21 protein-coding genes are annotated in these 19,389 nt (G+C 74.4%); 6 read left to right on the forward strand and 15 right to left on the reverse strand.

Annotated features, from left to right (window positions below; translation table 11 throughout):
• Positions 1-43: 43 nt before the first annotated feature.
• A complete protein-coding gene (locus ACFC0B_RS30850) occupies positions 44-913 on the reverse strand; it encodes a hypothetical protein (protein WP_376093145.1) in 870 nt (289 codons plus the stop codon).
• Positions 914-921: 8 nt separating this feature from the next.
• A complete protein-coding gene (locus ACFC0B_RS30855) occupies positions 922-1,578 on the reverse strand; it encodes a papain-like cysteine protease family protein (protein ID WP_376093148.1) in 657 nt (218 codons plus the stop codon).
• Positions 1,579-1,864: 286 nt separating this feature from the next.
• Between ACFC0B_RS30855 and ACFC0B_RS30860 the strand changes: the two genes are divergently transcribed.
• A complete protein-coding gene (locus tag ACFC0B_RS30860; protein ID WP_376093151.1) occupies positions 1,865-2,797 on the forward strand; it encodes a hypothetical protein in 933 nt (310 codons plus the stop codon).
• Positions 2,798-2,844: 47 nt separating this feature from the next.
• Here the strand turns inward: ACFC0B_RS30860 and ACFC0B_RS30865 are convergent, their stop codons facing one another.
• The 5 genes from ACFC0B_RS30865 to mca all read right to left on the reverse strand — a co-directional run bounded on the left by ACFC0B_RS30865 (position 2,845) and on the right by mca (position 7,898).
• A complete protein-coding gene (locus ACFC0B_RS30865; protein WP_376093154.1) occupies positions 2,845-3,603 on the reverse strand; it encodes a sterol desaturase family protein in 759 nt (252 codons plus the stop codon).
• 144 nt (positions 3,604-3,747) lie between these two features.
• Positions 3,748-4,611: a GNAT family N-acetyltransferase gene (locus ACFC0B_RS30870; protein ID WP_376093157.1), complete on the reverse strand. Its 864-nt coding sequence runs from the start codon at positions 4,609-4,611 to the stop codon at positions 3,748-3,750.
• 39 nt (positions 4,612-4,650) lie between these two features.
• Positions 4,651-6,708, reverse strand: coding sequence for a thioredoxin domain-containing protein (locus ACFC0B_RS30875; protein WP_376093160.1), 2,058 nt, complete (start codon positions 6,706-6,708; stop codon positions 4,651-4,653).
• A 43-nt stretch (positions 6,709-6,751) separates the two neighbouring features.
• Positions 6,752-6,943: a hypothetical protein gene (locus ACFC0B_RS30880; protein ID WP_376093163.1), complete on the reverse strand. Its 192-nt coding sequence runs from the start codon at positions 6,941-6,943 to the stop codon at positions 6,752-6,754.
• Positions 6,944-6,992: 49 nt separating this feature from the next.
• Positions 6,993-7,898 carry a mycothiol conjugate amidase Mca gene (mca, locus tag ACFC0B_RS30885; protein ID WP_376093166.1) on the reverse strand — a complete coding sequence of 302 codons (906 nt, stop codon included), beginning with the start codon at positions 7,896-7,898 and terminating at the stop codon, positions 6,993-6,995.
• Positions 7,899-8,137: 239 nt separating this feature from the next.
• Between mca and ACFC0B_RS30890 the strand changes: the two genes are divergently transcribed.
• On the forward strand, positions 8,138-8,548 hold the full coding sequence (locus ACFC0B_RS30890) for a DUF4307 domain-containing protein (protein WP_376093169.1): 411 nt from the start codon (positions 8,138-8,140) through the stop codon (positions 8,546-8,548).
• A 272-nt stretch (positions 8,549-8,820) separates the two neighbouring features.
• Positions 8,821-9,318 carry a transcription elongation factor GreA gene (greA, locus tag ACFC0B_RS30895; RefSeq protein ID WP_376093172.1) on the forward strand — a complete coding sequence of 166 codons (498 nt, stop codon included), beginning with the start codon at positions 8,821-8,823 and terminating at the stop codon, positions 9,316-9,318.
• 73 nt (positions 9,319-9,391) lie between these two features.
• On the opposite strand, the gene ACFC0B_RS30900 is transcribed toward greA, so the two are convergent.
• The 3 genes from ACFC0B_RS30900 to ilvA form a co-directional block, all read right to left on the reverse strand.
• Complete coding sequence (locus ACFC0B_RS30900) at positions 9,392-10,249, reverse strand: ABC transporter permease (RefSeq protein WP_376093175.1); 858 nt, start codon at positions 10,247-10,249, stop codon at positions 9,392-9,394.
• A gap of 1 nt (position 10,250) precedes the next feature.
• Entirely contained in the window at positions 10,251-11,285 is a 1,035-nt protein-coding gene (locus ACFC0B_RS30905) for an ATP-binding cassette domain-containing protein (RefSeq protein WP_376093178.1), read from the reverse strand.
• 180 nt (positions 11,286-11,465) lie between these two features.
• A complete protein-coding gene (gene ilvA, locus ACFC0B_RS30910; protein ID WP_376093182.1) occupies positions 11,466-12,677 on the reverse strand; it encodes a threonine ammonia-lyase in 1,212 nt (403 codons plus the stop codon).
• A gap of 122 nt (positions 12,678-12,799) precedes the next feature.
• On the opposite strand from ilvA, the gene ACFC0B_RS30915 reads away from it, so the two are divergent.
• Complete coding sequence (locus ACFC0B_RS30915) at positions 12,800-13,288, forward strand: MarR family winged helix-turn-helix transcriptional regulator (protein WP_376093185.1); 489 nt, start codon at positions 12,800-12,802, stop codon at positions 13,286-13,288.
• 4 nt (positions 13,289-13,292) lie between these two features.
• On the opposite strand, the gene ACFC0B_RS30920 is transcribed toward ACFC0B_RS30915, so the two are convergent.
• Positions 13,293-14,447, reverse strand: a complete 1,155-nt coding sequence (locus ACFC0B_RS30920; protein ID WP_376093188.1) for a cystathionine gamma-synthase — start codon at positions 14,445-14,447, stop codon at positions 13,293-13,295.
• Between the two features lie 131 nt (positions 14,448-14,578).
• On the opposite strand from ACFC0B_RS30920, the gene msrA reads away from it, so the two are divergent.
• Complete coding sequence (gene msrA / locus ACFC0B_RS30925; protein ID WP_376093191.1) at positions 14,579-15,244, forward strand: peptide-methionine (S)-S-oxide reductase MsrA; 666 nt, start codon at positions 14,579-14,581, stop codon at positions 15,242-15,244.
• A gap of 145 nt (positions 15,245-15,389) precedes the next feature.
• The gene (locus ACFC0B_RS30930) at positions 15,390-15,758 is read left to right on the forward strand and encodes a cupin domain-containing protein (protein ID WP_376093194.1); all 369 of its coding nucleotides are present in this window, start codon (positions 15,390-15,392) and stop codon (positions 15,756-15,758) included.
• Positions 15,759-15,776: 18 nt separating this feature from the next.
• Here the strand turns inward: ACFC0B_RS30930 and ACFC0B_RS30935 are convergent, their stop codons facing one another.
• From ACFC0B_RS30935 to ACFC0B_RS30950, 4 genes are all read right to left on the reverse strand, one after another.
• Positions 15,777-16,280, reverse strand: coding sequence for a DUF1203 domain-containing protein (locus tag ACFC0B_RS30935; RefSeq protein WP_376093197.1), 504 nt, complete (start codon positions 16,278-16,280; stop codon positions 15,777-15,779).
• A 73-nt stretch (positions 16,281-16,353) separates the two neighbouring features.
• The gene (locus ACFC0B_RS30940) at positions 16,354-17,238 is read right to left on the reverse strand and encodes a hypothetical protein (protein WP_376093200.1); all 885 of its coding nucleotides are present in this window, start codon (positions 17,236-17,238) and stop codon (positions 16,354-16,356) included.
• On the reverse strand, positions 17,235-17,795 hold the full coding sequence (locus ACFC0B_RS30945) for a SigE family RNA polymerase sigma factor (RefSeq protein WP_376093203.1): 561 nt from the start codon (positions 17,793-17,795) through the stop codon (positions 17,235-17,237). Before ACFC0B_RS30945 ends, ACFC0B_RS30940 begins: the two co-directional genes overlap by 4 nt.
• Before the next feature lie 137 nt (positions 17,796-17,932).
• Positions 17,933-19,276, reverse strand: a complete 1,344-nt coding sequence (locus ACFC0B_RS30950) for an Ig-like domain-containing protein (protein WP_376093206.1) — start codon at positions 19,274-19,276, stop codon at positions 17,933-17,935.
• Positions 19,277-19,389: the final 113 nt, after the last annotated feature.

Raw genomic sequence — 19,389 nt, forward strand, 5'->3', positions numbered from 1 at the left:
GGGGTCACCGCCGCCACGCTCCGCCCGGGCGCGTCCCCGCGGGCTACCCGTGCCGCAGGGCCGTCCGCCGCCGCAGGGCGACGCCCGCGCCCGCGAGCGCGGTGGCGCCCAGGGCCGCGGCCGCCGTCACGGCGGGCAGCGCGGTACCGCCCGCGCCGGGTGCGGCGGCCTGCTCGTAGCCGCCGCCCCGGCCCGCCCGGTCGTACGCCGAGCCGGGCAGCTTGTCGCCGTACCGCTGCCGGACCAGGCCCTGGTACGCGGCCAGGCTCACCCCGGCCTCGCCCACCGAGCGGCGCGCCTCCTCGTCCAGCGGCAGCACCCGGCCGTCCCGCAGCACGTACCAGGCGTTGATCTGCGGCTCGCGGAACGCCGTCCCGCCGCCGTCCGCCGCCCGCGCGGCGTAGTCGCCCTCGTCGCCGCCGGTGGCGATGTTGACGACCCGCCAGCCGTCGCCCTGCTTCACCGTCCAGACCGAGGCGACCCGCCCGTCGGCCGCCACCACCCGGCTCGCGGCGAACTCGGCCCGGGCCACCGGGGCGCCCGGCGTGCCGGACACGAAGGCGGCGTTCAGCGTGTACACCGGCACGGTGTCCCCGGCCAGCCGGGGCGCGGGGGCGGCGGTCACCGCCCCGTCGGCCGCCCCCGGGGCGAGCCGCCCGGTCGGCGGGAGGCCGTTGCGGGCGAAGAAGCGGCCGACCTGGTCGAGCACCGCCGGGCTCTGCACCGCGCTACGCGCCCGGGCCAGCTCCGCGACCGGCACCGGCTCGGGCACCCCCGACGCGCCGGACGCGCCGGACGGACCGGACGGACCCGCGGCGGAGGCGGCCGGCGCGAGCGCCAGCCCCAGACCGGCGGCGAGCAGGACGACCGCCGCGCCGCGGACCGCCGCGGCCTTGCGCATGCTGCTGCTCATGTCGCCCCTCACGCGCCGATCCGGTACAGGGAGTGGGTCCAGGAGAACGTGCCGTTCGACACGTAGTAGGTGTAGTCCGCCCAGTTGTAGCGGTAGTTGGACGGCCACGGATCGCCCCAGTAGACCCAGTTGTTGGCGGTGTCGTAGCCGTACAGGACGTGCATGTGGCCGCCGCCGGAGCTCCACTGGATCCGGGTCTCGACCGGCCGGTCGGCGTTCACCTCGGTCTGCACCGTGCCGTAGCGCAGGTAGCCGGTGACGTAGGAGCCCGGGTTGATGCCGATCCAGCTCAGGGCGTTCTGCACATCGCCCAGCGTGGCCTGGCTGTTGGGGCAGCCGGAGTTGGTCGAGCGGCCGAACGCGGCGTTGCAGAACTGGTTCTGGCTGTAGTCGTAGCCGTACCAGGTGGCGATGGTGTTGCCGCTCGCCGCCCAGCACCAGTTGGTCTGCTGTTGCTGCTGCATGGTGATGTTGAGCTTCTTGGACGTGCCGGCCAGGTCGGTCGTGGCGCCGGCGGCGGCAGCGGGCCGCACCCGCGCCTGGGGACCGGCGGCCGTGGGGGCGGCCTGGGCCGGGGTGACGGCCGCGACGCTGAGCGCCGGGCCGAGGACGCCGAGGGCGAGCACCGAGACGGCGCGACGCAGGCGTATCCGGGGAACGGACATGGGGGATGGCCTCCTTGCGGCAGGCAGAGGAGTCGAGAGGTGTGGGGGTGCGGTCCGGATCGCGCCACCGAGCATCGCGCCGTTGACATGGCTGGTCAACGCCCTTCGGACCCCGCCCGCGCGGGTGTGAACGGGCCCGCCCCGCTGTGAACGCCGGCCGCGGAACCCCCGCCCGGAACGTCAGGACCGGTGACAAACCCCCCTCCCCGTGTGAATATTCACGACCAGCCGGGCCCACCGCGCCGGCCCGCGCCGGGCCGCCCGGCCCCGCCCCCGAGGAGGCCGCATGCAGCGGACCGAGCACGCCGACCTCGCCACCGCGCTGCGCACCGGCCCGTTCGACCTCGCCCTGCGCACCGCCATCACCGTCCGCGGCCTCGCCCTGCACCGCATCCGCGACCACCTGGCGCTGCGCGGCGTCCACATCGGGGTCACCAGCCTCAGCTACTGGCAGCAGGGCCACCGCCGCCCCGAGCGGGCCGAATCACTGCGCGCCGTCCGCGAGTTGGAGCGGGTCCTGGAGCTGCCCGCGCACTCCCTCACCCGACTGCTCGGCCCCCGGCGCGCCGCCCCCGCCACGCCGGCCGGTCCGCCCGTCCGCCCCTACCGCGACCTCATCACCCCGCCCACCGCGGTCGACGACCTGCTCGCCGAGCTGGCCGGCCCGCGCGACAGCGGGCTGCACACCATCACCCACATCGAGCGGATCCGGATCGGCGCCGACCGCCGGCTCCGGCGCCGCGACTCCCAGCACGCGCTGCGCGCCCACCGCGACGGCGTCGACCGCTACCTCGCCATCCACCAGGGCGACCCCGGCAGCGACATCACCCGGGTCGGCGTCCGCGCCGAGGAGAACTGCCGCCCCGGCCGCGTCCGCCGCGACCAGGCCCACGACCTGCTGATCGCCGAACTCCTGCTGGACCGGCGGCTGCGCGCGGGCGACACCCACCTGCTCGGCTACGGCTTCGACGACGCCCCGGCGCCCGAGCCCAGCTGCGAGTACCTCCGCGGCTTCCACTCGGGCGCCGGGCAGTACGTCCTCCAGATCACCTTCGACCCGGCCGCGCTGCCCGTCCGCTGCCACCGCTTCGCCCGCCGCTCACCCGAGGAGAGGCCCTACGAGAGCGAGGAGTTGACCCTCGACGGCCACCACTGCGTCCACCTGGTCGCCACCGCCGTCGGGCCCTGCATCCTGGGCATCGGCTGGGACTGGGAGTGACCGCGCCGCGCCGGCCCTCCCGGGCGTCGCGTCACCGGACCGCCGGATCACCCGAGCGTCACGTCCGGGGCGGCGCGGCGTGTGTCGTACCGGGGGTCGACGGTGCCGAACAGCCGGTCCCAGACCGTGGTGTAGAAGCCCAGGTTGACCGCCGGATCGGCGTGGTGGCCGGCGTGGAACATCGGCAGCGCCACCCAGCGGAACACCGCGAGCCGCCGGATCCGAACCGGGAAGGGCTCCACCCCGAGGTGTCCGAGCAGGCCGAAGACCAGGTTGACGCCGATGTAGCCGGCCAGCGCGAGGGCGGACATTCCCGGCCAGAGGCAGAGCACCGCGATCCACGCGCCGCCGAATCCCAGCACCTCCAGCGGGTGCAGCACGAAGAGCGTGGCGGGGCGCGGGTCCGGATAGGCGTGGTGCAGCTCGTGGGCCAGCCGGTAGAGCCGGCGGCGGTGGGCCAGCCAGTGCCCGCCGTACATCAGCGCGTCCATCACCAGCGAGAACAGCAGCAGGTCGGCCACCGCGCGCGGTCCCGCGTCGGCCGTGAGCCGGATCCAGCCGGCCCGCCAGAGCTGCCAGCCGACCAGGCCCACGGCCGAGTTGAGCAGCACCGCGACCACCGTGAGCAGCCGCTCCCGGTGGTCGGGCGGCGCGGGCGGCGGGGTCACCCGCCGGTCGCCGAAGCGGTGCACCAGCAGAGCGCCGGCCAGCAGGGCCAGCGCGAACAGCGCCAGGTTCCCGCCCAGCGCACCCGCCGCCGCCTGCGCCGGGCTCAGCCGCCCCACCCATCCGAGTACCGCGTCCACCCTCGGGCTCCCCCCGGCCGCCGGTCCACCCCTCCGGTGCGACGCCGCCCCGCCCGGGGCGGTTCCCCGCAGAGCCGGGCCGCGGACGGCGGCCTCAGGACGCCGGGCGCCGGGCGCCGGGCGTCAAGTGTCAGGCGTCAGGCGTCAGGCGCCGAAGGCCAGCTCCAGGCAGTCCGCCACCGGCCGGTAGCCGATCTGCTGGTAGATCGCGTTGCTGGTCGGATTGGCGAGGTCCGTGTACAGCAGCACCTCCTGGGCCCCGCCGGCGAGGGCGGCGGCCGAGGCGGCGGCCGTGACGCCGCTGGCGTAGCCGCGGCCGCGGGCCTCGTGCGGGGTGTACACCGGGCCGATGCGGGACATCCCGGCGACGACCGCGCTGGCCCCGGCCACCGCGACCGGACGCCCGGCCCCGTCCTCCCACAGGTGCAGCTGGCCGCCGGCGGTCCGGTCGTCGACCACCATCGCGGTGTCGGGGATCCGGATGTCCACCTCGGCCGCGAAGGCGTCGAACCAGCGGATCAGCAGCTCGCGGTCGGCCGCCCCGGCGAGCCGGGGGCGGCCGGCCGGCGGGCGCGGCGGGCCGGTCAGCTCACCGAGCCGGTAGAGCCGCTCATTGGTCCTGACGGTGGCGGTGGCCCCCGTGGCCCCGGCCCACGCGTCGCCGAACGCCCGCACCACCGCCGCCCCGCCGCCGACCCCGGCGAGCGGGGTGGCCCCGTCCCGGGTGCCGGCGAGTTCGACGGCCAGTTCGGCCGCCGCCCGCTCGGGCATCAGCCCGAGCCGCGGGGCGAACGGCGGGGTCTGCAGGAACGCCCCCGCGACCGGCCCGTCCGGCTCCGGGCTCCACCAGCCGAACACCGGCGCGCCGTCGCCGTAGTACCGCGGGCCGCGCGCCGTCAGCCGGTCGGTGATCGTGAGCAGCACGGTGTTCTCGGCCGGGTTCGCGGCGAGGAAGCCGCCGGCCCGGCCGCGGAAGTCGTCGAGGGAGGTGCTGAGGGTCCAGGGCATGCCCCATCCTCCCCCGCCGCTCCGCCGGTGCCCACCGGTTTACCCGGCCTCGGCCGCTCCCAGCCGCTCGGCGAGGGCCGCCGGGTCGGTGGTCGGCGCGTCGCAGGTGAAGTGCCGGCAGACGTAGGCGGCGGGCGCGCCGTCGACCAGCGGCCGCCCGGCGAGCAGCGGGACCTCGTCGCTGCCGGCGCCCGGCTCGCCGAACGCGACCACGGCGCCGGGCGCGGTGCCCAGCAGCGCCGTGCGGTGCAGCGCGGCCGTCCCGGGGTCGCCGGCCGGGCCGATCACCGCGACCTCGCGGGGGCCGTCGGCCAGCGCCTCGGCGGCGGCCAGGCCCCAGCCGACGAACCGCGGTGCGCGCGCGGCGAGTGCCCCGACGATGCCCAGCGCGCGCTCCGCGGCGGTCCGGTGGCGGTCCGAGCCGGTGTACGCGGCGTACGTGAGCAGGGCGGCCGCGGCGGCGGTCCAGCCGGACGGGGTCGCGTTGTCGGTCGGGTCCTGCGGGCGCCGGATCAGTTCCTCGGCGTCGTCGGCGGTGTCGAACAGCGCGCCGGTCGCCTCGTCGGCGAAGTGCTTGAGCACGGTGTCGAGCAGACCGCCGGCGAGCTGGAGCCACTCGGCCTCGCCGGTGACGGCGAACAGCGCGAGGAAACCCTCGGCGGTGTCGGCGTAGTCCTCCAGCACCCCCGCGTTGGCGCCGGGGCGGCCGTCCCGGGAGGTGCGCAGCAGCCGGCCCTCGGGGGTGAGGTGGACGGCGAGCAGCAGGTCGGCGGCGCGTTCGGCGGCCCGGACGAGGTCGGGGCGCTCCAGCAGGGCGCCGGTCTCGGCGAGGGCGGCGATCGCGAGTCCGTTCCAGGCGGCGACCACCTTGTCGTCCCGGGCTGGCGCCGGGCGGTCCGCGCGGGCCGCCAGCAGGCGCGCGCGGATCGCCTCGTACTCGGCGGCGTCCTCGGGGTCGGCGAGCAGCTGGAGGACGGAGGTGCCGTGCTCGAAGGTGCCGCCGGCGGTGACCGAGAACAGCCGGGCGGCGGTGGCGGCGTCGGCGGGTCCGAGCAGGTCGACCAACTGGCCCGGCTCCCAGACGTAGTAGGCGCCCTCGGCGGTGGCCCCGGTCTCCTCGTCGAGGCTGTCGGCGTCCAGCGCGGAGGCGAACGCGCCCTCGGGGGTGCGCAGTTCGCGCAGCAGGAAGTCCGCGGTGGAGAGCGCGACCCGGCGGGCCAGCGGGGAGCCGGTCGCCCGCCACAGGTGCAGGTACGCGCGCAGCAGCAGCGCGTTGTCGTACAGCATCTTCTCGAAGTGCGGGACCACCCAGCCGGCGTCCACCGCGTACCGGGCGAAGCCGCCGCCGAGCTGGTCGTGGATGCCGCCGCGGGCCATCGCCTCACCGGTGCGGACGGCCATCTCCAGCGCGGCCTGCGAGCCGGTCCGGGCGTGGTGGCGCAGCAGGAACTCGATCGCCATGGCCGGCGGGAACTTGGGCGCCCCGCCGAAGCCGCCGTGCCGCGGGTCGAAGTCCCGGCTGAGCGCGACCAGCGCCTGGTGCAGATCGGCCTCCCCCGGCGGCTGGTGCACCCCGCTGCCGACCGCGTAGACGGAGGCCCGCTCGGCCAGGTCGGCCCGGATCCGGGCGGCCACCTCGCCGACCTCGTCCCGCCGGTCCCGCCAGGCGGCGTGGACGCCCTCCAGCACCTGCCGGAACGACGGCATGCCGTGCCGGGGCTCGGACGGGAAGTAGGTGCCGAAGTAGAACGGCTCCTTGCCGGGGGTCAGGAAGACGGTCATCGGCCAGCCGCCCTGCCCGGTCGCCGCCTGCACGGCCTCCATGTACACGGCGTCGACGTCCGGCCGTTCCTCCCGGTCGACCTTGACCGCGACGAACCGCTCGTTGAGGTACTCCGCCGTCCCCGCGTCCTCGAAGGACTCGTGCGCCATCACGTGACACCAGTGGCAGGCCGCGTAGCCGACCGAGAGCAGCACGGGGACGCCGCGGCGCGCCGCCTCCTCGAACGCCTCCGGCCCCCAGGGCCACCAGTCGACCGGGTTCTCGGCGTGCTGCTGCAGGTACGGCGACGTCGCGTCGGCGAGGCGGTTCGGCATGCCCCCCATCCTTGCGCATCCGCGCGTCGGAGGGGGCCCGGCCTCACTCCTTCGGGGTCTCCGGCTCCTCGGCGAAGTTCACCCGCTTGAACTGCTTGTTCATCGACTTGGCCAGGAACCAGGTGGCCACGCCGAGGGCGGCGAAGACGAGGAAGCCCAGCAGGCCGGGGGTGACCTTGGCGTCGTCGACGGCGAGCTGGACGGCGAGGTGGGTGAGGTTCACGGGGGCACTCATATCTCTATGGTGGCCCGGCTCACGGGGAGCCGGGCCGTCGGGGGGTACTTCAGTCCCGCGTGTCGGCCGACTCGGCCGTCAGGCTGGGGGTCCGCAGGCCGGCGAACAGGTCGTCCTCCGGCAGGTCCACGTCGACCAGGGTACGGGCGAGCTCGTAGTCCTCGGTGGGCCACACCTCGCGCTGGACCTCCAGCGGGACGCGGAACCACGGGCCGTCCGGGTCGATCTGGGTGGCGTGCGCGATCAGCGCGCGGTCCCGGGTCTCGAACCAGTCGTCGCAGCGGACCCGGGTGGTGATCTCGCGCTCCACGCGGCCGCTCTTCTCCCAGCCGGCGATCCACTCGCCGTAGGGGGACTCGTGGCCGTTCTCGGAGAGGTACTTGTGCAGGGCGCGGATCCGGCCCATCGGGAAGCCGTGGTTGTAGTACAGCTTCAGCGGCTGCCAGGGGTCGCCGGCCCCCGGGTACGCGTCGGGGTCGCCGGCCGCGTCGAAGGCCACCATGGTGATCTTGTGGGTCATGATGTGGTCGGGGTGCGGGTAGCCGCCGTTCTCGTCGTAGGTCGTGATGACCTGCGGCTTGAACTCCCGGATCAGGCGGACCAGCGGTTCGGCCGCCTCCTTGACGTCCTGCAGGGCGAAGCAGCCCTCGGGCAGCGGGGGCAGCGGGTCGCCCTCCGGCAGGCCGGAGTCCACGTAGCCCAGCCAGGCCTGCTTGATCCCGAGGATCGCGCGGGCCTCGTCCATCTCCTTGCGCCGGACCTCGTGGATGTTCTCCTCGATCTCCGGCTTGCCCTGCAGCTTCGGGTTGAGGACCGAACCGCGTTCTCCCCCGGTGCAGGTGGCCACCAGCACGTCCACCCCCTGGTCGACGTACATGGCCATGGTCGCCGCGCCCTTGCTGGACTCGTCGTCCGGGTGGGCGTGCACCGCCATCAGTCGCAACTGCTCACTCAACGCGTGCGTTCCTTCCACAAATGTCGGGCGTACCGCGCAAGCCGGTCTGCCCACCGTCTGAGCCGCTCTCGGGGCCGCGTCACCGCAGGGCCGGCCGCCGCGCGGGGCGCCGACACGGCCGAGCCCGCCCCCGCCGGAACGGCCGCGGGCGCGCCCCTCCTATAGTGACGGACTGGAGGAGCACCGCATTCCCCCCGCACCACCCGCGCGGCCCCCTCCCCACGAGAGGACTGAGCCCGATGAGCGCTGGCACCCGGCCCCCGCAGCTGCCCGAGGACCGCTACGGGCGGCGCGGCGACCGCGAGAACGACCGCCGGCTCAAGGTGGTCGGCGCGGTCTGCGGGGTGGTGATGCTGGGCCTGATCGCCTGGCTGGGCGGTTCCTACCTGATCCGCGAGACGAAGATCAACGGCACCGTGCCGACCTTCCAGGCGCTCTCCGACACCGAACTCCAGCTGCACCTGGCGGTGCGCAAGAGCGACGGCACGGCCGGCAGCTGCACCGTCCGCTCGCAGGGCGAGGACGGCGCGGTGGTCGGGGTGGCCGACTTCCCCGTCCCGGCGGCCGGCTCCGCGTACGACGCCGTGGTGAGCCTGCGGACCACCGCCCGCGGCACCACCGCCGAGCTGCTGGGCTGTACTCCCGAGTAGCGGAGCGCCAGGCATATCCGCTCAGGAGAACGGGCATCCGTAGAGGAGTCCGGCCCGCCGATCCTGTACACCTTGGCGCAACGCTGTCGTCAATGGCGCGCCAACGACCCTCCCGATTGTCGGCGGGAGTTGTTAGGCTCGTGGTTTCGCCCCTTCCGCACCAGCTGGTACGGGAGCGGGCGTTGCTTTGTAGTTAAGACCGATATCAGCACCACTCAACACGCTGACGACTCACACCCTCAGCACAGCCCCAGCACCTACGAGGAGCACCCGTGACCCAGACCAGCGAGAACGTGACCTGGCTCACTCAGTCCGGCTACGACCAGCTCAAGGCCGAGCTGGATCACCTGACCGGCCCCTGGCGGATCGAGATCGCGCAGAAGATCGAGGCCGCGCGTGAGGAGGGTGACCTCAAGGAGAACGCCGGCTATCACGCCGCCAAGGAGGAGCAGGGCAAGTACGAGCTGCGGATCCGCCAGCTCACCCAGATCCTGGAGCGCGCCAAGGTCGGCGAGGCTCCCGCGGACTCCGGCGTGGTGGCTCCGGGCATGGTCGTCACGGTCGCCTTCGACGGCGACGAGGACGACACCATGAAGTTCCTGCTGGGCTCGCGCGAGGTCGGCGACGACGACCTGGACATCTACTCGCCGCAGTCGCCGCTCGGCCGCGCGATCGACGGCAAGACGATCGGCGACGAGGCGACCTACGAGCTGCCGAACGGCAAGCAGGCCATGGTGAAGATCGTCGAGGTCAAGCCCTACTCCGGCTGATCCCACCCCCGCCCGTGCGAAGGGCGGCCGCGGCGTCGCGCCGCGGCCGCCCTTTCGCGCGCCCGGGACCGGCTCAGCGGGTGGAGGAGCGGTACTTGCGCACCGACAGCCAGGAGAACACCGCGGTGATCACCACCGACCAGAGCACCGACACCAGCTCGGCGTGCTGCATCGGCCACACGTCGTCCACCGGGCCCACCTGGTTGCCGAACAGGTTGCGGCAGGCCTGCACGGTGGCGCTGAACGGGTTCCAGTAGGCGATCCCCTGCAGCCAGCCCGGCATCGAGCTGACCGGCACGAAGGCGTTGGAGATGAAGGTCAGCGGGAAGAGCCAGATCAGCCCGGCGGAGGTGGCCGCCTCCGGACTGCGCACCGAGAGGCCGATCAGCGCGCCGATCCAGGAGAAGGCGTAGCCGAGCAGGAGCAGCAGCCCGAACGCGCCCAGCGCGGACAGCAGCCCCTCGTGGATCCGCCAGCCGACCAGCAGCGCCACCAGGGCCAGCACCACCAGGGTGAACGCGGTCTGGCACAGGTCGGCCAGGGTCCGGCCGACCAGCACCGCCGAGCGGGCCATCGGCAGCGAGCGGAACCGGTCGACCAGGCCCTTGGACATGTCCTCGGCGATGCCCGCCGAGGCGCCGGCCACCGCGAAGGTGACGGTCTGGGCGAAGATGCCCGCCATCAGGAACTGGATGTACGCCGAGGAGCTGGACTGCGTCCCGGGGATCTTGATCGCGCCGCCCATGACGTACGAGAACAGCAGCACGAACATGACCGGCTGCATGAGGCCGAACACCACGATCTCGGGTATCCGGGTCATCCGGCGCAGGTTGCGCCTGGCGACCACCCAGGAGTCGTGCAGGACGGCGTCCACGCCCCGGCGCTGCTTGGGTACCGCCCCGCCGATGGCGTGCTCGGTCGCGGTGGCCATCTCAGAGTTCCTTCCCGGCCGGAACGGCCTGCTTGCCGGCGCCGGAGCCGTCGCCCCGCCCGCGCCCCTTGCCCCCGGCGCCCTCCTCGGCCTCGGCCTCGGTGTGGTGGCCGGTGAGCGAGAGGAAGACGTCGTCCAGGGTCGGCCTGCGCAGGCCGATGTCGGCGATCTCGATCGAGCGGGAGTCCAGCTCGCGGATCACGTCGGCCAGCACCCGCGCGCCGCCGCTGACCGGGACGGTGATCCGCCGGGTGTTCTTCTCCACCGCCGGCTCGCCGATCGCGTAGGAGGAGAGCGCCTCGACCGCCTCGCCGACCAGGTCGGGCCGCTGCACCACGACCTCGATCCGCTCGCCGCCGATCTGCGCCTTGAGCTGGTCGGCGGTGCCGCGCGCGATCACCCTGCCGTGGTCGACCACGGCGATGTCGTGGGCGAGGCGGTCCGCCTCCTCCAGGTACTGGGTGGTGAGCAGCAGCGTGGTGCCCTGTTCGACCAGGGTCTCGATGACCTCCCACAGGGCGAGCCGGTTGCGCGGGTCGAGGCCGGTGGTGGGCTCGTCCAGGAACATCACCGGCGGCCGGACGACCAGGGCGGCGGCGAGGTCGAGGCGCCGGCGCATGCCGCCCGAGTAGGTCTTGGCGGTGCGGTCCTTGGCCTCGGTGAGGTTGAACCACTCCAGCAGTTCGAGCGCCCTGGCCTTCGCCGCGCGGGCGGGCATCTGGTAGAGCTCGCCGACCATCTGGAGGTTCTCGAAGCCGGTGAGGTACTCGTCGACCGCGGCGTACTGGCCGGAGAGGCCGATCAGGCTGCGGACCCGGTTCGGGTGCTTGAGGACGTCGACGCCGGCCACCGTCGCGTGGCCGGAGTCGGGCTGGAGCAGGGTGGTGAGGACGCGCACGGTGGTGGTCTTGCCGGCGCCGTTCGGGCCGAGCAGCCCGAGCACCGTGCCCTCGGGGACGTCGAGGCTGACGCCGTCCAGGGCTCGTACGTCACCGAAGGTCTTGACCAGGTTCTCGGCTTGGATGGCTGGCGCCATGGGCCTGCCTCATCTCCTCGGAGGAACGGGCGGAACTGCGCGGTCTGTCCCACTGTGCCCCCAATGCGGGCAGGCGAGCGACTCGTTCCCGCCGCCACGGGGACAGAACGCGATGTATCGCGAGTCTGGCAGCCGCGATATATCGCGTCAAGGAGCGGCCGCCGCTCCCCCGGCCGGCCCCTACCGGGTGACCACGTACCCCGCGCCCCGCAGCTCGCCGAGCACCACCGCGCAGTGCTCCGGCCCCTTGGTCTCCAGGTGCAGGTCCACCTCCACCTCGGTCAGCCCCAGCTGTGGATCGACCCGTACGTGCGCGACGTCCAGGACATTGGCGTCCACCCTGGTCAGCACCCCGAGCAGGCCCGCCAGCGCGCCCGGCCGGTCGGCCAGCCGCACCCGCAGCGAGAGGTACCGGCCGGCCGCCGCCAGACCGTGCCGCAGCACCCGCTGCATCAGCTGCGGGTCGATGTTGCCGCCGGACAGCACCGCCACCACCGGCCCCTCGAAGGAGTCCGGCCGCTCCAGCAGCGCCGCGACGGGGGCCGCCCCGGCCGGCTCCACCACCAGCTTCAGCCGTTCGAGGCCGAGCAGCAGGGCCCGGGACAGCGAGTCCTCGGAGACCGTCCGGACACCGTCCGCCAGGGTGTTGACGATCTCGAACGGGACGTCCCCCGGCCGGCCGACCATGATCCCGTCCGCCATCGTGGCGAACCGCTCCAGCGAGACCGGGTGCCCCGCCGCCAGCGAGGGCGGGTACGCGGCCGCGGCCGCCGCCTGCACCCCGATCACCCGCACGTCCGGCCGCAGCGGCTTGACCGCCGCCGCGATCCCGGCCAGCAGGCCGCCGCCGCCCACCCCGACCAGCACGGTCCGCACCTCGGGGCACTGCTCCAGGATCTCCAGGCCGACGGTGGCCTGCCCGATCACCACGTCCCGGTGGTCGAACGGGTGGATGAACACCGCGCCGCCGGCCTCCGCGTACCGCTGCGCCGCCTGCAGCGCCTCGTCGACGGTCGCCCCGTGCAGCCGCACCTCGGCGCCGTACTCCCGGGTCGCCGCGATCTTCGGCAGCGGCGCGGACACCGGCATGAAGACCGTCGAGCGCACCCCGAGCAGCGCGGCCGCCAGCGCCACCCCCTGGGCGTGGTTCCCGGCACTCGCCGCGACCACCCCGCCGGCCCGCTGCACCGGGGAGAGGCCCGCGATCCGCACATACGCCCCGCGCAGCTTGAACGAGCCGGTGCGCTGGAGGTTCTCGCACTTCAGGTGCACCGGCGCGCCGACCAGCGCGGAGAGGTGGCGGCTGCCCTCCATCGGCGTCACCCGGGCGACCCCGGCGAGCATCTTCTGGGCGCCGCGGACGTCGTCGAGGGTGATCGGCCAGCTGTGCATGACAGCAGCCTAGGCCGTCGCGACACGTGGTTCGGGGACGTCGGCCCTGTTCCCGGGCCCGCCCGGCCCGCGTACTCTGCTGGTCCTGAGCCTTCCTCACCGCACGACGATCGTGAGCCGCGATGACGACGACCTCGCCCCAGGCCACCGACCTCACCGACCCCGTGCACACCCAACTCCAGTACCAGCTGGCCCTGTTCGCCCGCCGCATGGAACAGGTCCGCGGATCCGACGGGGTGGCCGCCCTGGTCCGGGCCGCCTACCTGCTGCTCGAACGGCTGGAGCGCCTCGGCCCGGCCAACGTCAAGGCCCTGGCCGACGCGCTGGGCGTCGACTCCTCCACCGTCACCCGGCAGGTCGCGCCGCTGGTCGCGGCCGGCCTGGTCGGCCGGGTGCAGGACCCGGCCGACCGGCGCGCCGTCCGGCTCGCGCTGACCCCGCTCGGCGCCGGCCGGCTGGCCGAAGTCCGGGCCGGGAGAACCGAGTTGACCCGCCGGCTGGTCGCCGACTGGCCGCACGAGGAGCAGCGGGCGTTCTGCGCCCTGCTGGCCCGCTTCAACCACTCCATGGAGGAGTACACGGCGGGCCGGCAGGGCGCCGGCGGCGCGTAGGGCCTCAGCCCAGCGCCTGCTTGAGGTCGGCCAGCAGGTCGTCGATCGACTCGATGCCGACGGAGACGCGCACCAGGTCGGACGGCACCTCCAGCGCCGAGCCGGCCACCGAGGCGTGGGTCATCCGGCCCGGGTGCTCGATCAGCGACTCCACGCCGCCCAGCGACTCGCCGAGGGTGAACAGCTGCGCCCGGTTGCAGACCTCGACCGCCGCCTCCTCGCCGCCGTTCACCCGGAACGACACCATGCCGCCGAAGGCCTTCATCTGCTTGGCGGCGATGTCGTGGCCGGGGTGCTCGGGCAGACCCGGGTACAGCACCTGGCTGACCGCCGGGTGGCCCGCGAGCAGTTCGGCGACCTTCTCGGCGTTGGAGCTGTGCCGGTCCATCCGCACGCCGAGGGTCTTGATGCCGCGCAGCACCAGCCAGGCGTCGAACGGGCCGGAGACCGCGCCCATCGCGTTCTGGTGGTAGGCGACCTCCTCGCCGAGGCCCGCCTCGGCGATCACCAGGGCGCCGCCGACCACGTCCGAGTGGCCGCCCATGTACTTGGTGGTCGAGTGCACGACCACGTCGGCGCCGAGCGCGATCGGCTGCTGCAGGTACGGGCTGGCGAAGGTGTTGTCGACCACCAGCAGCGCGCCGGCGCCGTGCGCGATCTCGGCCAGCGCGGCCAGGTCGGTGATGCCCAGCAGCGGGTTGGACGGGGTCTCCACCCACACCGCGCGGGTGTTGGGGCGCAGCGCCTCGCGGACGGTGGCGAGGTCCTGGGTGTTGGCCACGGAGAACTCGACGCCCCAGCGGGTCAGCACCTTGGCGAATAGCCGGAAGGTGCCGCCGTAGGCGTCGTTGGGGATCACGATGTGGTCGCCCGGCTTGAGGATCGTGCGCAGCAGGGTGTCCTCGGCGGCGAGGCCGGAGGCGAAGGCGAGGCCGCGGGCACCGCCCTCCAGCGCGGCGAGGCACTCCTCCAGCGCGGTGCGGGTCGGGTTGGCGCTGCGGCTGTACTCGTAGCCGCCCCGCAGGCCGCCCACCCCGTCCTGCTTGTAGGTGGACACCTGGTAGATCGGCGTGACGACGGCCCCGGTCTGGGGGTCTGCTTCCTGACCCGCGTGGATGGCGAGGGTCTCGAAGCCCTGGGGAAGCTGGTGCTCGGTCATGCTCCGAGCGTAGTCGGCCGACGGACGGAAGCCGCCGGGTCGCCGCCGGGTCGCCGCCGCGCGCCAGGAATCCCCCGGTGTCCGGCCGTGTTGGAACGTCCGCAACCCTCCCCGAACCGTTGGAGCAGGCCGTGCTGTTCAACCGCCACAAGACCTCGCTCGTCCCCGCCGCCCAGGCGCTGCCCGGCCGGGAGGCCCCGGCGTTCACGCTGCGCGAGCCGCACACCGTGCTCGGCCACCCGCTGACCGGCCCGTACCCCGACGGTCTTGAGGTCGCGGACTTCGGGCTGGGCTGCTTCTGGGGCGCCGAGCGGACGTTCTGGCGGCTGCCCGGCGTCTGGACCACGCTGGTCGGCTACCAGGGCGGCCACACCCCGAACCCGACGTACGAGGAGGTGTGCAGCGGCCTGACCGGGCACACCGAGGCGGTCCGGGTGGTGTACGACCCCGCGGTGGTCTCCTACGAGCGGCTGCTGAAGACCTTCTGGGAGGCGCACGACCCGACCCAGGGCAACCGCCAGGGCAACGACGTGGGCACCCAGTACCGCTCCGCGCTCTACACCCACTCCCCCGCCCAGGCCGCCGCCGCGACCGCCACCCGGGACGCCTTCCAGCCGGCCCTCACCGCGCTCGGCCTCGGCGCGATCACCACCGAGATCGCCCCGGCCGGCCCGTTCTACCCGGCCGAGCCGTACCACCAGCAGTACCTCTCGGACGCCAAGAACCCGAACGGCTACTGCGGCCTCGGCGGCACCGGCGCCAGCTGCCCGATCGGGGTGGCCCGCACGGAGGCCTGAGGCCGGGCGTCACGGAGGGTGTCCGAGGCCCTTCGTCACGCAAGGTTCCCGAGCCGGGCCCCGCGGGCGCAGACTGGAAGGACCGGTAGGGCGGCCGCGTCACCGTCCCTGGTGACGGGGCCGCCCCTGTCCCGAGGAGCACCTCATGGCCGGTCTCATCCGCAGGAACTTCGACACCGATCCCGACGAGGTCCGCCCGTTCGAGGCGGACAAGGGCGAGATGCGCCTGGTTCACCTGGACGGCGGGGGCGTCGGACGGGCGGTGTTCCAGCCCGGCTGGCAGTGGTCCCAGCACGTCAAGCCGATCGCCGGGACGGACAGCTGCCAGGCCTCCCACGCCGGCTACGTCCTCTCCGGACGGTTGAAGGTCGTCATGGACGACGGCGAGGAGGACGAGTTCGGCCCCGGCGACTTCATGCTCTGCGCGCCCGGCCACGACGCCTGGGTGGTCGGCGACGAGCCGGCGGTCGTCCTGGACTGGCAGGGCTACGTCGACTACGCCAAGCGGGCCTGAGCACCCGGCCGGCGGGGGTCAGCCCCGCCGGACCTCGTGCATGAAGCAGCCGAACTCCACCGCCCGGACGTGCAGCACGGCCACCTCCGGGTCGGCCAGCACCCCCGCCGCGACCTCCTCCGCGGTCTCCGGCTCCACCAGCTCGCCGCCGAGGATGTGCCCGCGCCGGTCGTAGGCGCGCAGCACCCGCCGACCGCTGTGGAAGCCGCCCGGCCAGCCCGGTCCGGCCGGACCGGCGCACGGCCCGTCGTGCACGAAGACCGGGCCGCGCTCGTCGTACGGGCCGGGCTCGGCCCCGGTCACGGCGGCCCAGCGCCGCAGCGGCGCGTAGGAGACCAGGGCGATCCGCTCCCCGGCCCGCGCCCTGGTGAGGCAGCAGCGCAGCGGGGCACCGCCGGTCCCGTCGACGGAGCGCACGGGCGGACGGCCGGCGTCGTCGCGTTCCAGCAGCTCGCGGTGGACGGCCGGGTCGATCGCCCGGACGGTGAGCACGGACGGGGTGGGGGCGGTGGTCGTCGTCATGGCTCCACCCTGTCCCCGGCCCGGCCCGGCGTCCGGCGGTTTTCGGCCGTCGCGTTCGGGCGCCCGCCCGCCGTCAGGGCGCGGACGGCGTGGCCGTCCCGCCGCCGGCGGTGGCCCACGGGTCGGGCCGGCGCGGGTCGATCAGGTCCGCGAGCCGCGTCCCGTCGGCGGCCCAGGCCGCGACGGCCGGGGAGCCGCCGCCCCCGTTCGGGCCGACGGGATCGGAGACGGCATCGGGGAGCACCGCGTAGTAGGCGGTCCAGCCGTTCATCCCGGCGGTGGTGACCAGGGTCGCGACGGCCTGCGTGCCCTTGAGCTCGACCACGATCCGGGCGGGCGCCGGGCCCAGGTACATCCCGGTCACCGCGGTGCCGCCCCGGTGGCCCAGGCTCTGCGCGCCGACGGTGGGCCGGCTGTGGTCGAGGTTGTCGCTGGTGGCGTCGCGGCAGCCGAACGGCTTCTCCCATCCGCCGGTGGCGCTCTCCCACGCCTCGACGCAGGACCCGGTCGCGGTGACGCTCATCCGGAGGCCGTCGGCGATCGTGACCTGCTCGCCGGGCGCCACCCGCCTGACCGGCGACTCCGGCGTCGGCCTCGGCTTCGGCGTGCCGGAGGGCGGCTCCGCCGCGGGCGCCGCCGGAACCGCCGGTGGCGCCGTCCCGGTGGCGCCCGCGCCCGGGGCCGTCCCGCCGCCCCCGCCGGGGAGCACGACGGCCGTCGGCGCCCCCGCCGCCGTCGCCCCGCCCGGCGGCCGGCCGTCCCGCACGGTCAGCGCCGTCCCGCCGCAGAGCAGCGCGACGGCGAGCGCGGCCGCCCCCGTGCCGATCCGCCGCCGGGCCCTGCGCCGCCGGGCCCCGGCGATCACCGCCGCCGGGTCGGGCCCGGCCGCCCCCGGGGCCCGTTCCCCCTGCTTGAGCAGCCCGTCGAGCCGCTGCTCGAAACTCCTGTCGTCGCTCATACCGCCACCTCGATGTCGCTCGGGTCGTGGCCCGCCGGACCGCCGGTGCGGTCGGCGAGCTCGGGCCGTGCGCGCAGCTTCGACAGCGCCCGGTGCAGGGTGGACTTGACCGTGCCCGGCGCGATCCCCAGCTCGGCGGCGGTCTCGGCCTCGCTCAGGTCCGCGTAGTACCGCAGCACCACGACCGCCCGCTCGCGCCGGGTGAGCGCGGCCAGCGCCTGGTGCAGCAGCGCCCGCTGGGCCTGCTGCTCGGCGAAGTCGGCCGGCCCGGGCCGGTCGGGCGCGCGGTCGGTGGGCAGCTCGCGGTTGCGCAGCCGCCGCCACCAGTCGCGGTGCTGGTTGACCACGATCCGCCGGACGTAGGCGGCCGGGTCGTCGGCGTTCGCGGTGATCCTGGGCCAGTGCAGGTAGGCGCGTTCCAGCGCGGACTGCACGATGTCCCCGGCCCGGTGCGGGTCACCGGTCAGCAGCTCGGCCAGCCTGGCCAGCCGGGGTCCGTTGCCGACGACGAACGCGCTGAACTCGGCGTCCAGGCGCTCTCTCTGCTCGCGTTTCACACCCCCCTGACTCCTCGGGGGGCGGGCGGGGTTCTGTCCTCCCCGGAGGAATCCCGGCGGGGTTCCGGCCGAGTCCCGGCCGAGTCCCGCGGGGTTCCGGTGGGGGCCCGGCGGGGTTCCGGCGCCCGCCGGGGGCGTCAGACCGCGCTGCCGGCCTTCCAGTCGGCCCAGCCCATGTTCCAGCCGTTGAGGCCGTTGGACGGCGCGACGGTCTTGTCGCCGGAGTTCACGACCTCGACGACGTCGCCGACCATCGAGCTCTTGAAGAACTTGTAGCCGTCCGCGCTCGCGTCCTGGCCGCCCTTGACGTCGCGCAGGCCGACGCAGCCGTGGCTGGTGTTCTGGCCGCCGAAGGTCGAGGCCGGGGACCAGTAGTTGCCGTGGATGAAGGTGCCGGAGGTGCTGAGCCGCTGGGCGTGCGGCACGTCCGGGATGTCGTACTCGCTGCCGAGGCCGACCGTCTGCGAGTTCATCCGGGTCTGCTGGTACTGCTCGGTGATCACCATCTTGCCGCCCCAGGTGCGGTACTCGGGCGAGCCGCCGGAGATCGCGTAGACGGCGCTGACCTGGCCGTCCGTGGTGACGGTGAGCTTCTTGGCGGCGAGGTCGGCGACGCTGGTCTGCGCGCGGCCGATCGTGAAGCGGACGTCCTTGGACTGGGTGCCGTAGACGCCCTTGGCACCCTGGACGTCCTTCAGCCGGAGCTTGACGGTCACCTTGGTGCCCTTGGCCCAGTACTGCTGCGGCCGGAAGTCGAGGCGGGTGCTGGAGAACCAGTGCCCGACGATCTCGACGCCCGGCTCGGCTATCACGGTGATCGCCTGCTGGACGGTCTTGCGGTCGGTGACCGGCTTGCTGAAGTTGATCGAGACGGGCATGCCGACGCCGACGACCGAGCCGTCCTCGGGGGTGAAGTAGCCGACGAAGGTGTTGGCCGGGGTCGCCGTGGTGAAGACGGCGTTGGCGTCGGCCTCCAGCTTCTCCTTGTCGAGGGCGGCCGCGGCCACCGTGTACTTGGTGCCGCTGGCCGGGGCCGCGGAGGAGGTCCAGACGGTGGCGTCGGCGGACAGCTCGCCGGCCAGCGCCTTGCCGGTGGAGTCGGTGACCTTGACCGTGGTCAGGGCGCCGCCCGCGACGGCGACCCGGACCGGGTCGCTGAAGCTGGCGGCGGTGGCGCCGTCGGCCGGGGTGACGGTGATCACGGCGGCCGAGGTCTTCGGGGTCGGGGTGCTGGTGGCGCTGGGCGTGGGCTGGGCGCCGCCGGTGGCCGTACCGCCGGTGCCCGCCGCGGTGCCGGTGCCCGCGGGGGTGCCGGTGCCGCCCGACCCGCCGCTGCCACCGGTGCCGGCGCCGGTGTCGGCGCTCTTGCTGTCGTTGCAGGCCGCCAGCAGCAGGACCGGGGCACCGATCAGACCCGCCAGCACGCCGCGCCGGCTCCAGTTGCTGCCGGCCGCTCGGCCCTGGCCTTCCCGTGCCGTCACGTCGCCCACTCCCTGCTCATCATCCGGGCATTACGGATACAGAAACGCAATCCGTGCGTTCACGGTTCCATCACCAACGGCTTGCGATGGTACGAGAATCCGAAACTGCGCGC

This window comes from Kitasatospora sp. NPDC056184 (assembly GCF_042268405.1).
In the GTDB taxonomy this organism is placed as follows: Bacteria; Actinomycetota; Actinomycetes; order Streptomycetales; family Streptomycetaceae; genus Kitasatospora.